Here is a 14,903-nt window from a genome sequence, read left to right as displayed (position 1 = left end):
CTATTGGCGCCGTCGCTGGTTCCCAAACATGTCGTACAGGAATGCCTGCAACAACCGACCAACATCGAGCGGCTGTTCCTGCTGCACCCAGTGTCCGGCCCCATCGATCAAGTGGCAGGCAGCCATCCTTGTACAGGCCCCGGACTGCATCAATTCATAGGCCCCGGGATTTTGATAGACACCCCAGTCTTGTTTGCCAGCGATGAAGAGAGACGGGATATCAATGCGGCGGCCAGACCAGATCTGCAGTTCGGAATTGAACCTGCTTGAAAGAGCACAGCGATACCACTGCAGTCCGCCCTGAAAGCCGGTGCGAGCAAATTCTGCACTGCAGAAGGCCAGATCACCATCAGGCAACCATCGGTTGGCGGAAATTGCACTTGCCGACGGCATATGCTCCGCCACGGTAGCTGCCATATCCTTATCCAGCTCCATTATGTAATAGGTCGGCATGTTTGCGAGCTCAGCTGCTGACCACGACTTTAGCGAGTACGGGGCCTCGCCTTTCCAATCAGCGCTCTTGTAGTGGTAGTAAGCCCGCAAGAACGCATGCACTCCCTGCGGAGCGCGACGCATGTGCTCGTCTGCCTCCCGCGTCGTGTAGTACCACTGATAGTGCTTGCGCGGCCGTGGCAAGGCCGCGAGTTCACGATGAACGTCGTCTTCCGGTGGAGAGGCAACAGGCCGATTTGCCGAATTGAACGGAAGCGGAGGCGCCCCGGCAAATGGCGCACTCATCAAGACCACGGACCGGAATACATCTGGTCGTATTAGCGCACTCCAGGCGGCTACTGCGGAGCCAAAATCGTGTCCGATGACGGAATCGACGGCATCGTAGCCAAACGCAGCAACAACGCCGAGCACATCGCGAACCAGGTTCGTTAGCCGAAAAGAAGCAAGATCGCCGCCGTAGTCCGGATCCCACCCGCTCGTACGCCCGTAGCCCCGCTGGTCAGGTGCAATCACATGATAACCGGCCTCGGCCAGCGGAATCATCACGTTGCGCCAGCAGAACGCCAGTTCTGGAAAGCCGTGCAACAACAACACGCAAGGCCTGTCAGGCGACCCGAAGCCAGCTTCCAGGACGTGCATGCGTAGACCGTTGACGTTCTCCACGTAACGCGAACGGATACCGGAGGGGAGCGGAATGTCAGGTAATGAACTTGGCGCAATCATGCTCCCGGTGCTCCCTGCTTCTGGCCAGTCACGCAAACTCGGCAGCTCGACGACACTCCTGACTTCGACGGCTCGAACGCCTGGAGCAAACATGGCTCCAATGCCCGTCCTGGCCACACCGTATCAGGAGAACGCGGCGACGCGAATTCGGGCCCCTCGCCGCAATCGATATCACAAAACAACCGAACCGATTGTCGCCAAATTGACAGAGACGGACGGAGCGACCTGATAGCGTGGCGCACCAAATGGGACGAAGGGACCAAACGTTCTTCCTGCTGGCGACCGTTTGAGCGCGTCCGCTTCCCTCCAAACAGCACCCCGAAGCTGCGCCGATCAGGCGTACGCCTGGCAGCCCGGCAATACAGGAGTTACGCGCATGAGAGATCATGTCAATTCAACCGCAACACAGAACCCTGCTTCACTGGCGCGAGAAACCGACAGACGGTCGCGAGATGAGAGGCCATCAACGATCCTTCTGAATGCCTCTGACGATGTATTAATCGCGCTTCGAGCCATCTCCCCTGGCGAGACCGTGTCGGACGGGGTCGTTGTGATCGATCCGATTCCGGCCGGTCACAAGATTGCGCGGTTCCGGATCCATGCGGGCACAGCTGTTCGCCGGTACAGTTCAGTGATCGGTGTAGCGTCGGCCCCAATCGCGCAAGGCGCGCACGTTCACGTCCACAATCTCGGCATGAGTGACTGTTCGCAAGACAGCAATACTTTCGGCGAAGATGTTCGACCAACGCCTCTCGCGTCCGTGCAACGTACCTTCGATGGCTATGTCCGTGCAGATGGCCGCGCGGCGACGCGCAACTATATCGGCGTATTGACCAGCGTGAACTGTTCAGCGACCGCTGCTCGCATGATCGCAGACCATTTCAAGGGCCGCCTTGCCGACTATCCAAACATCGACGGCGTCGTGGCGCTGACGCACAAGGGCGGATGCGGACTTGATGCAAGGATCGATGGCATCGAAGCGCTTCGACGATGTATCGCCGGCTACGCTGCCCACCCCAATTTCGCGAAAGTGCTCATGATCGGACTGGGCTGTGAGGTCAGCAATCTCGATGGTGTGTTGGGAGGGAGTGCGGGCGACGCGCTTGTTATTCAGCAGTCTGGCGGTACCGCAGCCACGGTGCGAGCGGGTATTGAACGTATTGAGGCAAGCCTGGAGCGGGCGAACGACATTCAACGGACGCCGGTACCGGCAAGTGAATTGAAAGTTGCGCTTCAGTGCGGTGGATCAGACGGGTACTCCGGAATCAGCGCAAACGCCGCGCTGGGAGCTGCTGTTGACCTGATCGTCGCTCAGGGTGGAACTGCAATCCTGTCTGAAACGACTGAGTGCTATGGGGCCGAGCATATCCTGACGCGGCGTGCCGTTCGGCGAGACGTCGGAGAAAAACTTATTGCGCGCGTGAAGTGGTGGGAAGAATTTGCTGCCAGTCACGGAATGGAGATCAACAATAACCCGTCCCCCGGTAACAAGGCCGGTGGCCTCACGAACATCATTGAAAAATCACTTGGAGCAATGGCCAAGGGCGGCACCACCAATCTCGTCGAGGTCTACGACTATGCCGAGCGCGTGACGGAAAAGGGTTTGGTTTTCATGGACGCGCCGGCCTTCGACCCCGTCGGCGCGACAGCGCAGGTCGCGGGAGGAGCAAATGTCCTGTGCTTCACGACCGGGCGCGGATCAGCCTTCGGGTGCAAGCCGACTCCTTCGCTGAAGCTGGCGAGCAACACGCCGCTTTACCAGCGCATGCCCGACGACATGGACGTTAACTGCGGCACCATACTGGACGGAACGGAGACGATCGAAGAGGCCGGCGCGAGGATATTCGATTTGATCCTGGCGACCGCCTCCGGGACGAAGACTGCCAGCGAACGGCTGGGCTACGGGGAAGAAGAGTTTTCGCCGTGGGACAAAGGTATAATGCTTTAGAATTGCGTCCATTTCATTGTGCTCTTCTGCTGGCTGAACGCGAGGGGATGGCTTCGAAGGATCAAGCCGGCGAAAACCAACGCCGCTGCGAAGCAGTTGCCGCTGGGTGCCCTCCCCGCAATCGATCAGGACGCGCTGGCCGCCCACCTCCAGCAGAAGGCCTGGTGGTTGCGGTCCGCGGAAGGAACGCTTGCCGACGTCCCGAGGAATGTGAGAGCGAACATCCGGCTTACTCGTCCAGACGATCGAGGAACCCCTCGATCCGATCAAACGGGTCCTCACGGGTCTTGCAGTCGCAGACGACGCGGTCTCCATCGCGTTGCAGCGAGCGCGCCCTGGATTTCCGCAGCCGCCCGGGCAGGAAGCTCGCTGCGATCGCCTCGGGCCCGACATCAAGCCTGATGATGCCCCTTCGCTTGCACTCCACCCTCAGCTTTGCCACGGCAAACAACGCATGGGCTGACGGCGGCAGCTTGCCGAAACGGCGGGTGGTCTCGTCCTCGAGATCATCGAGGTCATCTTCGCCGCGACACCTGGCGAGGCGACCATAGATCTCGAGGCGCATCGCGTCCGATTGCACGTAACCCCTGGGCAAATTGTCCTCCAGCGGCAGGTTCAGGTCGGGCACCCAGAGATCGGCGGCGCCGTCGTCAGCCTTCTCGGAGGCCAACTTCAGAAGGTGACTATAGAGCACCGGTCCAAGCACCTGGACATGGCCCGATTGCCGCTCCGAAAACAGATCGCCGGCGCCTCTGAGGTCGAGGTCGCGCTCGCTGATGGCAAAGCCCGCGCCTGGCCTCGAGAACTCCTCGAGAACGGCCAGGCGCTTGGCAGAATGTTCCGAACCGCTCTCGGTCAACAGATAGGCGAACGCACGCGTTCCGCTTCGTCCCACGCGTCCCCGGAGCTGGTGAAGCTGCCCAAGACCAAACCGTTCGGGCCAGCAGACCACGATGGTATTCGCGCGCGGAATATCGAGACCACTTTCCACGATATTGGTTGCCAGGAGAACGTCGACCTCGCCTTCGACGAAGCTCATCATCCGGTCATCGATCTCGCCAGCCGGTAACTTGCCGTGGAGGCAGGCAATACGCAGATCCGGGGCCACCGCCTGCACCCGTGCCAGGATCGGGTCGAGATCCTGAATGCGCGGACAGATCAGGAAGCTCTGGCCGTGCCGGCTGCGCTCGCGCAGTAACGCGGCGGCAATCGCCGTATCCGAAAGCGGCGCGATCCTGGTCACAACCGGCAGCCGATGCGCGGGCGGCGTCGCAATCACGCTGAGATCCCTGAAGCCCGCGAGACCCGCGGCGAGCGTCCTCGGGATCGGCGTGGCGCTCATCAGAAGCGTATGAGCGCCTTTTGACAGCTCCGAGAGGCTCGCCTTCTCTTCCGCCCCGAAATGCTGCTCCTCGTCGATGATCACGAGTCCAAGATCGGCGAACCTCACATCCTTCGCAGCCAGCGCTTGCGTGCCGATTACGACTTTCAGCTTTCCGCGCTTGAGCAGCTCTTTGGTATCTCGCGCCTCGGATGCCGATGTCGCCCGCGACAAGCCTTCCACAGCAATGCCAAACGGCCCGAAGCGCTTGCGAAAGGTCGCGATGTGCTGCCGGGCCAGTACCGCGGTCGGCACCACGACCGCCACCTGCTTGCCCGACAGCGCCACGGCTGCGGCTGCCCGGAGCGCCACCTCGGTTTTGCCAAATCCGACGTCGCCGCAGATGACGCGGTCCATGGGATGACCGGAGGCAAGGTCATCCAGGACGTCGCGAATGGCCTTCGCCTGGTCAACAGTCGTAAAATACGGAAAGCGCGCGACAAACTTCTCGTAGGCCGCCCCCGGGGGCACGATTTTGGAGGCACGCCGGCGTCGCCGATACCTGATGTGTTTGGCGAGCTCTTTGGCGGCGAGCTGGACTTCGTTCTCCGCCTGGGTCCGCCGGGCCCACCACGTGCTCCCATCCGCCCTGTCGAGAGTCAGCTTGCCGAGTTCCGCGGCGTAGGGCCAGATCAAGGCCAGGTCTGCCGGAGGAACCAGGACCGCATCGTCTGCCGCAAAGACGAGCTTGACCATGTCCCGCGAAGTCCCGCCTCCTGTTTGCACAGTCTTCAAGCCGTCGAGCAAGGCAAGTCCTCGCTGCAGATGAACAACGACCGCCCCCTGCTCCGGCACGTCAGGGTGATCGAACGCCGCATCCCATGCCCTCGGCATGGGTTGCGGATGATGCGCCCTGCTACCGAGCACATCGGCTGCCGTCACAACGACAAGTGGCTTTCGGCCTGCTCCGACAAAACCTGCATCGAAGTCGGCCAGAAATGCCCCTTCGCCGCCGCGTCCATCCACGGCCTCGTCCCAATCCGTAAAACGCTTCGCCTTGATCCCGCCGATCCGCTCCATCGCGCGCAGATCGTCCTCCAGCGCGGCGACGAACAGCAGTCGCGAGCCTGTGCGTTGCGTCTCGTCGATAAATGCGCGGAGAGCCTTCCTCGGCGATGGTGACTTCGAAAAATCCGGCGTGGCCCTGAAGGACGCCCTTGCCGGCAGAACACTGATGCGTTTCGCCAGTCCTTTCCACTCGCTTCGCCCGAGGTATTCGCGCTCGGCCTCCTTGCGGCTCGCCGCCTCCGCAATCGTGCTCAGCCAGCTATCGGCATGCGCTGGGACGCCCGCATCCGACACCCATCTGGCTTTCTTGCAATAGTCGAGAAATGTCGCTCGTCGTCCACGCTTGTCGGAGAACGCAAGCCGCTCCGACATGGGGTCGATCAGGAACTCGTTCGTCTCGTACATGACGCTATGCTCGACCGGGTCGACAGCGGCAATCTTGCGGATCGTGCCGTTGGAATGTTCTATGTCAATCGGCGTTCGACTGGGACCCCCTATCGGCATCCAAAAGGGACCCCTTTGATCGGCGTGCTCTGCTGGTAGCGCTCGGGTCGTCGGAGCTGGTCGGGGTTGCGGAGACGGCGCGAGCGCGGGTTGTTTGAACATCGTCGCGGCTTTTGAATCGCCAGCTGTCGTTGCCGGTCTCGACGATGTCGCAGTGATGGGTCAATCGGTCGAGTAGCGCGGTGGTCATTTTGGCATCACCGAACACACTGGGCCATTCGCCGAACGCAAGATTGGTGGTGACAATGATGGAGGTGCGCTCGTAGAGCCGGCTGATGAGATGGAACAGGAGCTGACCGCCGGATTGCGCGAACGGCAGATAGCCCAGCTCGTCGAGAACGATGAAGTCCATGCGGGTCAGATGCTCGGCGAGCCGTCCCTGCCGACCGTTGCGGGTCTCGGTCTCGAGCCGGTTGACGAGGTCGACTACGTTGTAGAAGCGTCCTCTGGCGCCATCGCGGATGCAACTTCTGGCGATGGCAATGGCCAAGTGGGTTTTGCCTGTACCGGTGCCGCCAACCAGCACGACGTTGCGTTGTTGGGCGATGAAGCCGCCGCCAGCGAGATCATTGACGAGAGTCTGATTGATCGGCGTGCCGTCGAACTGGAAGTCGGCGATGTCCTTGGCGAGCGGCAGCTTGGCAATGGTGAGCTGGTATTTGATCGACCTGGCTTGCTTCTCGTTGATCTCGGCGTTGAGCAGGTCGCCGACAATGCGTTGAGGCTCGTGCTGGCGCTTGACGGCAGTTGCCATGATCTCGTCGAAGGCAGCCTTCATGCCGTAGAGCTTAAGTTCGCCCATGAGGTCGAAGATTTGGGTTCGTTCCATCAGATGGTCCTCCGGAGGTTGTCGTAGCGGGCACAATCGGCGATCGGTGCATGACGGAGCGTCAGTGCGGCCGGCGTCATGATGTTGGCCGGTGGGGCGGGTTCACGTTGACGGGCCAGGATATTGAGAACGACATCGGCGGAATGGACGCTGTGACTGAGCGCTTCGGCACAAGCCGCTTCCACCGCGGACAGACCGTCAGTCAGCACCGCGGTGAGGATGTCGACCATCTGCCGATTGCCATCGTCGGTGCTGGCCAGCTTGCGCCGGATCCGCTCGATCGCGGCCGGCAGCACCCAGTCTTTGAAGGGAGCACCGTTGCGCAAGGCGCCGGGTTTGCGGGCGAGCACCGGCACATAATGCCAGGGGTCGTAGACGGTATCGCCGCGGCCAAAGGATCGCGGGTGCTCGGCAACGATACGTCCATCCTGACGGATCACGATGCGATCGGCATAGGCTTGAACCTCGACCGGTCGTCCGACTGCACTGGCTGCGACCGAGTACTTGTTGTTGTCGAAGCGCACCAGGCAGGTCTTCGAGACCGATGCTGTCACCGCATGGAAGCCGTCGAAGCGGCCGGCATAGGGAACGAGTTTGGGGCGTTCGGCTTCGAACACGTCCCAGATCGTCTGATCGACCAGCTCCGGATGGCGATGAGCCTTGGCGTAGGCGATGCACTTGTCGAGCAGCCAGGCGTTTAACTCGTCGAGGTTTTTGAACCGCAGCCGCGGCGTGAAGAAGCGCTCCCGGACCAGCCCGACCTGGTTCTCGACCTGCCCCTTCTCCCAGCCCGACGCTGGCGTACAGGCGACCGGATCGACCAGATAGTGGCTGCACATCTGCAGGAAGCGGCGATTGTAGAGACGGCCTTTACCGACAAAGATCGTCTCCACCGCGGTCTTCATGTTGTCGTAGATGCCGCGGGTGCAGGTGCCTTTGAACAGGGCGAATGCCCGGTCGTGGGCGTCGAACACCATCTCCTGCGTCTCCCGCGGATAGGCCCGCACGAACAGCATGCGACTGTGACAGAGCCGAACATGAGCAGCCTTCACCATCACCGTGGTGCCGCTCAGCAGGACCACCTCGTGGCTCCAGTCGAACTGGTAGGCTTCGCCTGGTGCAAAGCTCAGCGGCACATAAGCCGACGCTGTCGAGGTGCCGCGTTCCTTGGTCCACCGTCGGGCGTATCGACGAACCGCATCATAGCCGCCGGCATAACCCAGGCCGCGGAGTTCCTCGAATAGCCGGATCAGCGTCAGCCGTTCCCGCGCCGCCTTGCTCTCATTCCCTGCCAGCAACCGATCAAGCTCGGCACTCCAGGCACCCATCTTCGGGAGCGGCTGCGTCTCGCGCTCGTACCGGAACTCCGTCGCTTGAGAACGAATGACCTTGCGAACCACCTTCCGCGATACGCCAAGTTCTCGGCAGATCGCCTTGATCGGACGACCATCAACAAAGTAGGCGCGACGGATCTTACCAATCGTCTCCACCACCAGCATCCCAACCTCGGCTTCCATGACTCGATGGAAGCCACTGTGGACCCTTATCCCGGGGTCCCGATTGGATGCCGATCACCCCGAAACGGGGTCCTTATTCCATGCCGAAACACATGTTCTATTCTAAACGGGCCCAGCGCGCCGGCCGGAAACACCTCGAACGTGCCGCCATGGAACAGTGCGCCGCCGGGATAGTCCGCCTCTTCATCGACTGCGTATCCGAGACCCTCGAGGCCAGTTTTCAGATCCCGCTCGGTATAGCTCGCTCCAACTTTCAGGCTGATGCCAAGCCGCGACCAGACCAATGGCATCGGCAGGCGCTCCATCACCGCCTCGCCGTCGACACCAACAGAACGGGCTTGTTTGCGCTTGCAAGACGACGCAACACCGCGCTTCGCCTTCCGGCGATCTCACGGGACGGTTCCAACTGGTCAAACGGCAGCGTATTCACGCGTGGGAAGACCAAAACATCGCACGACCGATCGAGCGAGTAAATAACGCTACCGAGCCGCTCTGCCTTGCTCTCGTTTTCGGCGAGGAAGACGACACCGGCGCGCCCGGCCTTTCTCAATTGTGCAAGAAGCGCGAGAGCCAGCATACCGAGAGGCGACGGAGAGGAGACCGCTGTACGTGGCGTCCCCTCGCGCGTCTTCGCGACGCGGCCGGCTGCACGCGCCCTTTTGGAATGTTTCACCCTTGATCCGTCGTTGCTCCGCGATCATGGCTTGATGATCGCGTGTCGTCACTGAACTGTCCTGTTAGGACAAATCGAGGTCGCGTTCATATGCGATCTTGTCCGCCGATGCACCTCCCAAAACAAGCCACCGGTGAAGCTCCGATCTCCTGGCATCGGTGTCCAGAAGTACTTCGATGTCACGGCCTCTGCGATCTCCACACCGTCCGCACATCTCACTTGCTCATCCGGCCATTGCAGCCCTCGCCGATCGGTGCGGTATTGTGGCGCAAACGGGACTCGGGGCGAGCTCGGTTGATCCGGGCTGCTTTTTCACCTTTTGATATCAACCTACGAATACGACACGCGTTTCCAATGAGACGCGCCGATACAAGTCCTCAACGTCGTCGTTTACCAGCCGGATACAGCCTGACGCGACGAGATGACCGATGGTTTTCGGTGAGTTCGTCCCATGGATGAGCAAGCCTGGCTTGTCCAGCAGCAACGCCCTCGCACCCAACAGGCTCCCAGGGCGACCGGCCGACGCAAGCAGACCATCCTGCCTGTCAACGCCGGCAGCTTTCCAGTCGGGCCATTCAAGTTTCCCGGTTATACGGGAGAAGCTGCCACCGTTCAGGCATTCCTGGGCAATGCCGATGCCGTATCGGCGCGCCGAATTGTTCGAGTCAATCAGATAGAGAAATCGCGTTTCCCGATCGATAACGATCGAGCCAGGAGGCGCAGTCGTACGATAGAACACTACCTGGCGCTGCAGCGCGAAAGGCAATCCCTCTCCAGAGGAGCCGCCATCGACGCCGGTCTTCAGGTCGCCCATAACGGCTTCTTCCCGAGCCTGCGATGTTTTTGACGATGACGCCATCATGCCGGCGCCAACCGGACCTTTGTTAGCCAGGTATCCATAGAGCAGGCCTGATAGCGCTACGAAAGCAACCGCCATGCAGGCGATGACGATCAGGGGTCGCGGATTTGCCTTCGGCAACAATACTGCATTGACGTCGGCCGAATGCTTCGAGCCTTCGGCAACCAACTCATCCTCAATCCTCCGGATCGCGGTCTCAAGTGCCGCCACGTGCGACGCCGCGGCTTCGGGTGAAAAATTCGGCGACCTCTGGATGAGACTAAAAGCATCGCGGTAGACGTTGTCGCGCGCTGTTTCATCTTTGCCGGCGACAGCTCTTGCCAACAGCGAATAATAATCGATGTCCATGAGTCACCTGGGGACTATCTGACCGGAGGAGCGTAAAGAATTCCACCCCGCGTCCAAAGCGCATTCAATCCGCGCGGAATGCTGAGGCGGCTCTGCGTTCCAACATTCCTCTCGAATATTTCGCCGTAGTTGCCCACCGCGTGGACGGCTCGCGCCGCCCAATTTTGCTCGAGCCCCAATTGCCGACCGAATTCTCCTTCAATGCCTATCAGGCGCCGAGCATCCGGACTTGATGATGATTTCGGCGCGTCCTCGACCGTCGTCGACTTAAGGCCCAATTCCTCGGCATTGATAAGCGCATAAAGCGTCCACTTAACCAGATTAAACCACTGATCATCGCCCTGGCGCACGACCGGCCCGAGCGGTTCCTTTGAGATCACTTCCGGCAGGATGATATGGCTATCAGGGGCAGCAAGTTTTAGACGCTCCGCGTAGAGCTGCGAGACGTCACTCGTCAGCACATCACATTTGCGCTGTTCGTAAGCTGTCCGGGTCTCGTCGGCAGTGCCGAGCGCAAGGACGTTTAACGGCATATTGTTGGCACGAAAGTAGTCCGCCAGATTGAGTTCGGTCGTCGTACCCGTTTGCGTGCAGACCGTTTTGTCGCCGAGTTGCAAGGCTGTATCGATTCCAGCCTCCCGGCGCAGCAAGAAGCCCTGGCCGTCATAGTAAGCGACACCAGCGAACATTAGCCCGAGTGATGTCTCCCGCGACATTGTCCAGGTCGAGTTGCGCGACAGCACGTCAACTCCACCAGATTGGAGCGCCGCAAAGCGGCTGGCGGCGTCGAGCGATATGAACGTCACCTTGCCGGGATCGCCGAAGATCGCAGCGGCTATCGCCCTGCAAATATCGACGTCAAATCCTGTCCAGTTCTTTTGATCATCCTGGCTGGAAAAACCCAGCAGTCCCTGCCCAACGCCACAATTGAGTGTGCCGCGTTCCTTGACCGCTGCGAGAGTTTGCGCGCGGGCCATCGGGCTATGTGCAAGGAGCGTGGCCAACAACAATAGCACTGTGACAACCAGGAGTCGCCTCGTATAATCAAGCATCCCTGCCCCAGAGTCCGTTGCGATATGGCTAGCGCGCGCGGGAAATGGCGCTTGAGCCCAGCCGCCTTTACGAGCAAACGTGCCCCTCACGCGCGAGAACCGACCTGAGAGACGGCATGAACCGCGACGTCAGCACGCTTTCACTGCATTTGACCACGAGCCGCGTTTCTTTTCCAGCCCGCTTGCAAGACCCTGAAAGCCAGTCGACCCGCTATTCCGGAAGCCGGCCAGCCCGACGGCGGCCTTAGACGATGCGGCGAACCATCTGATCACGAAAATTGGGGCGCATGACAAGGAAGATGTGATGCTGAAGCCAGCTCCCGCCAAAAGTTCGAGGAAGCCAATAGTGGCAGCTAAACCTCGCACCATTAGCTGCCAACCTCTCAAACCGGGTTCCGCGCCGCCAGCTCCTCCCTACGTACCCATCCAAGACTAGGCCTTCGAACCCAAGGTCCTCAGTACGGCCAGGCACTCGGTTGTCATGCTTTTCATGATTTCGCGGACGTGTCGTTCAGCCTTGATGCTCCCGACAATCTGACCTGACATGTAGCCCATGTAGTCGACCGCGTTGGCCAGTTCGAGCCGCTTGAGCGCGGGTGCCACGAGCAGCTTTTGAGCTGCAAGCGGCAGCGGCTCTGGCGCGTCGGGCGCGTCCCATGCATCTGTCCACCTGCTTCGCAAGCCACGCAGCGGCTTTCCGGTATCGTATTTGCGCTGGATGGCGTCCTGCGAGCGCGCCGCGATGAACCGCTTGCGCATATCCGGGGATAGCTCACTCTCCGAAGAGCCAAGCCAGATCGTGCCGCACCACACGCCCTCGGCTCCCAAAGCCAAGGCGGCCGCGAGATGACGGCCGCTGCCGACGCCTCCCGCAGCGAGCACCGGGATCGGCGCAACTGCTTCGACGACCTCCGGCCAAAGCACCATCGAGGAGATCGTGCCGGTGTGTCCTCCCGCCTCGCTTCCCTGCGCCACGATCAGATCGACGCCCGCCTGCACATGCTTGAGCGCATGCTCGGCGCTACCGGCCATCGCACCGACCTTGATACCGCGGCTGTGCAGCCTGTCCACGACGTAAGCAGGGGCGCCCCCATGGCGCTCAGCACGAACTTCGCCTGCGGATGGCGAACGACGATCTCCAGAACCTCAAGGACGCCCTCTTCGGTGTGCCCATGGCCAGGAGCCTTCTCCCGCATCATTTCCGCTTCGACCTCTGGCGGCAGAGGAGGAATCCCGGCGTCTTGCAGGACTTTCTCGACAAAATCTATATGTGCCTTCGGCAGCGCCTGGAGGCGCTCGGACATTGGAGTAACCTGCCCGACCTTGTTGGCGAACAGGACATCGATGCAATAAGGGCGCCCGGCCGTCTTCTCGTCCATGTCGGTGAGGATGCGTTCGAGCTCGTCCGGCTGATAGTAGCTGGCCGCCAGCGCACCCATACCGCCGGCGTTGGTCACCTCGATCGCAACCTCCGGCTTGTGCGTAAAGCCAAAGATCGGAACCTCGATACCGAACATTTCAGTAATGCGATTGTGCATCTGCACTCCAGGTGTTCGCGTTGCGGCTTTGCTCAGGTCTGGCCGAACCTGGGCTTGCGCTTTTCCTTGAACGACATCGTCGCCTCCTTGTGGTCGGCAGTCTCGAACGTCACCTGCTCAAGCGCCATTGAAGCCTCGAGCAGCATGTTCACCCGGTCCTTCACGATCTGGTTGATCGACAGCTTGGTCCAGCGGATCGCCCAGGTTGGGCCGTTGGCGAGCTCGACCGCGATCGCACGAGCCTTCGCGAGCACTTCCCCACGCGGAACGACGTGATTGACCAGCCCGATCCGCTCCGCTTCCGCGCCCTTCAGCAGCGTCCCGCGGATCAGAAATTCCTTGGCCTTGTTGATGCCGACCAGCAGCGGCCAGATCACTGTGCCGCCGTCACCAGCGACCAGGCCGACGCGCGAGACGTGGGTATCGCCGATCCGCGCGTCCTCCGCCATGACGGTGACGTCGCAGAGCAGCGCGTGTGTCGCCGCAAGGCCGATGGCATCGCCGTTAATGGCGGCGATGATCGGCTTGTCCAGCTCCAGCTGGCGGGTCACGCCGCGGCGGCTGATCATCGGATCATGGACCTCGCCCTCTTCAAGCACATCGCCGCCGGGCCGCTCGGACATTGCCTTGACGTCTCCACCGACGCTGAAGAAATCCCCGGCACCGGTCAGTACCACTGCATTGACGGCGTGATCGTCGGCAAGGTCATCCCAGATCGTCCGCAGCTCGCGGATAAGTCTCTGATTGATGGCGTTGCGCGCCTGCGGGCGACTCAAGGTCACGGTCGCCACCTTGTCGACGACCTCCACCGTGAGGCATTCGTATCTGGCGTAATGGTTCATGGTCAACTCCAATCAGGATAGTGTATTCACTCGGTGCTTACGTGATCGCTTTACCGCTGCCGTGGCGTCGTTCCGGTTACAGCGACCGCGCAATCAACTCTTTCATGACCTCGTTGGAGCCACCCCAGATCTTTTGGATGCGGCCGTCGGTCCACATCCTTGCGATCGGATACTCGAGCATGTAGCCGTAGCCACCGTGCAGCTGCATGCAGCTGTCGATGATCTCGCACTGCTTCTCGGTCGCCCACCATTTCGCCATCGCCGCGGTCTCTCCATCGAGCGTTCCGGCGATCAGCCGGTCGATGCAGGTCTCTACGAAGGTGCGCGTGACGGACGCGGCGGTCCTGGCTTCAGCGAGCACCATCCGCGTGTTCTGGAAATCGATCAGCCGCTTGCCGAACACCTCCCGCTCTTTCACGTAGGCGATGGTTTCGGCCAGCGCGGCTTCGCTCAAGGCAAGCGCCTGTATCGCGATATTGATGCGCTCCCTGGCGAGTTGTTCCATCAGCTGATAGAAGCCGCGCCCCTCGACTACCCCGAGCAGATTGTCGACAGGCACGCGCGCGTCATCGAAGAACAGTTCGGCCGTGTCCTGCGCCTTGAGGCCGACCTTGTCGAGTCGGCGTCCACGCCGGAAACCTGCCGTCGTGCCGGTTTCGATGACCAGAAGACTGAAGCCGCGAACACCATTGCTCTCGGCCGTGTCGGTCTTGACTGCGAGACAGATCAGATCTGCCGTGTGGCCGTGCGTGATAAAGGTCTTCTGCCCGTTGACGACATACTCGTTGCCGTCCCGGCGCGCATGGGTCCTGATCGCCCTGACATCGGATCCAGCGCCCGGCTCGCTCATTGCGAGGGCCGCGACCAGATCGCCGCTCGCCATGCGCGGCAACCAGCGGCGCTTCTGCTCTGCGGTGCCGTACTGAGTGAAATACGGCGCCAGAATAACATTCTGCAGGGGGATGCTGAAATCGGGAAACGCGATTCGCGCCAGTTCCTCGATAATGACGGCCTCGTGCCGGAAGTCGCCACCGCCGCCGCCATATTCTTCCGGCGAACTGGCGCAAAGCAGGCCGAGCGCACCTGCCCTGCGCCACAGATCGCGATCGATGTACCCTCTCGCACGCCACGCATCCGCGTTCGGTACGACCTCCTCCGCGAGGAAGCGGCGAACGGTCACACGAAACAAATCAAGTTCAGCGGTGTCATGCGTCGCGGTCATGCGCTC

At 61.0% G+C, this 14,903-nt stretch carries 11 protein-coding genes and 2 pseudogenes; 1 reads left to right on the top strand and 12 read right to left on the bottom strand.

Features of this window, described 5'->3' with window-relative positions:
* Positions 1 to 1,176, bottom strand: coding sequence for an alpha/beta hydrolase (locus V5279_RS19155; RefSeq protein WP_338699955.1), 1,176 nt, complete (start codon positions 1,174 to 1,176; stop codon positions 1 to 3).
* Positions 1,177 to 1,552: 376 nt separating this feature from the next.
* Here V5279_RS19155 and V5279_RS19150 point away from each other — a divergent pair, with 376 nt between their 5' ends.
* The gene (locus V5279_RS19150) at positions 1,553 to 3,124 is read left to right on the top strand and encodes an altronate dehydratase family protein (RefSeq protein ID WP_338699953.1); all 1,572 of its coding nucleotides are present in this window, start codon (positions 1,553 to 1,555) and stop codon (positions 3,122 to 3,124) included.
* Between the two features lie 60 nt (positions 3,125 to 3,184).
* On the opposite strand, the pseudogene V5279_RS19145 reads toward V5279_RS19150, so the two are convergent.
* The 11 genes and pseudogenes from V5279_RS19145 to V5279_RS19095 all read right to left on the bottom strand — a co-directional run.
* A pseudogene (locus V5279_RS19145) lies at positions 3,185 to 3,348 on the bottom strand (ribonuclease Z); the annotation flags it as partial.
* Between the two features lie 5 nt (positions 3,349 to 3,353).
* A complete protein-coding gene (locus tag V5279_RS19140; protein ID WP_338701286.1) occupies positions 3,354 to 6,017 on the bottom strand; it encodes a DEAD/DEAH box helicase in 2,664 nt (887 codons plus the stop codon).
* Complete coding sequence (istB, locus tag V5279_RS19135; protein WP_166107168.1) at positions 5,983 to 6,846, bottom strand: IS21-like element helper ATPase IstB; 864 nt, start codon at positions 6,844 to 6,846, stop codon at positions 5,983 to 5,985. The genes V5279_RS19140 and istB overlap by 35 nt, the downstream gene beginning before the upstream one ends.
* Positions 6,846 to 8,345 (bottom strand): IS21 family transposase, encoded by a 1,500-nt coding sequence (istA, locus tag V5279_RS19130; RefSeq protein ID WP_166309211.1) that lies wholly within the window; start codon positions 8,343 to 8,345, stop codon positions 6,846 to 6,848. The genes istB and istA overlap by 1 nt, the downstream gene beginning before the upstream one ends.
* 110 nt (positions 8,346 to 8,455) lie before the next feature.
* A pseudogene (locus V5279_RS19125) lies at positions 8,456 to 8,940 on the bottom strand (transcription-repair coupling factor); the annotation flags it as partial.
* 421 nt (positions 8,941 to 9,361) lie between these two features.
* A complete protein-coding gene (locus V5279_RS19120; RefSeq protein ID WP_338699951.1) occupies positions 9,362 to 10,243 on the bottom strand; it encodes a L,D-transpeptidase in 882 nt (293 codons plus the stop codon).
* 14 nt (positions 10,244 to 10,257) lie between these two features.
* A complete protein-coding gene (locus V5279_RS19115) occupies positions 10,258 to 11,220 on the bottom strand; it encodes an amino acid ABC transporter substrate-binding protein (RefSeq protein ID WP_338699949.1) in 963 nt (320 codons plus the stop codon).
* A gap of 507 nt (positions 11,221 to 11,727) precedes the next feature.
* Complete coding sequence (locus V5279_RS19110; RefSeq protein ID WP_338699947.1) at positions 11,728 to 12,327, bottom strand: NAD(P)H-dependent flavin oxidoreductase; 600 nt, start codon at positions 12,325 to 12,327, stop codon at positions 11,728 to 11,730.
* On the bottom strand, positions 12,273 to 12,833 hold the full coding sequence (locus tag V5279_RS19105) for a hypothetical protein (protein ID WP_338699945.1): 561 nt from the start codon (positions 12,831 to 12,833) through the stop codon (positions 12,273 to 12,275). The genes V5279_RS19110 and V5279_RS19105 overlap by 55 nt, the downstream gene beginning before the upstream one ends.
* A 32-nt stretch (positions 12,834 to 12,865) precedes the next feature.
* On the bottom strand, positions 12,866 to 13,675 hold the full coding sequence (locus V5279_RS19100) for an enoyl-CoA hydratase/isomerase family protein (RefSeq protein ID WP_338699942.1): 810 nt from the start codon (positions 13,673 to 13,675) through the stop codon (positions 12,866 to 12,868).
* Between the two features lie 76 nt (positions 13,676 to 13,751).
* The gene (locus tag V5279_RS19095; protein WP_338699940.1) at positions 13,752 to 14,897 is read right to left on the bottom strand and encodes an acyl-CoA dehydrogenase family protein; all 1,146 of its coding nucleotides are present in this window, start codon (positions 14,895 to 14,897) and stop codon (positions 13,752 to 13,754) included.
* Between the last annotated feature and the right edge of the window lie 6 nt (positions 14,898 to 14,903).

The organism is Bradyrhizobium sp. 26S5, from assembly GCF_036923295.1.
GTDB classification, from domain to species: domain Bacteria; phylum Pseudomonadota; class Alphaproteobacteria; order Rhizobiales; family Xanthobacteraceae; genus Bradyrhizobium; species Bradyrhizobium septentrionale.
This window is presented reverse-complemented; position numbering and strand designations above follow the sequence as displayed.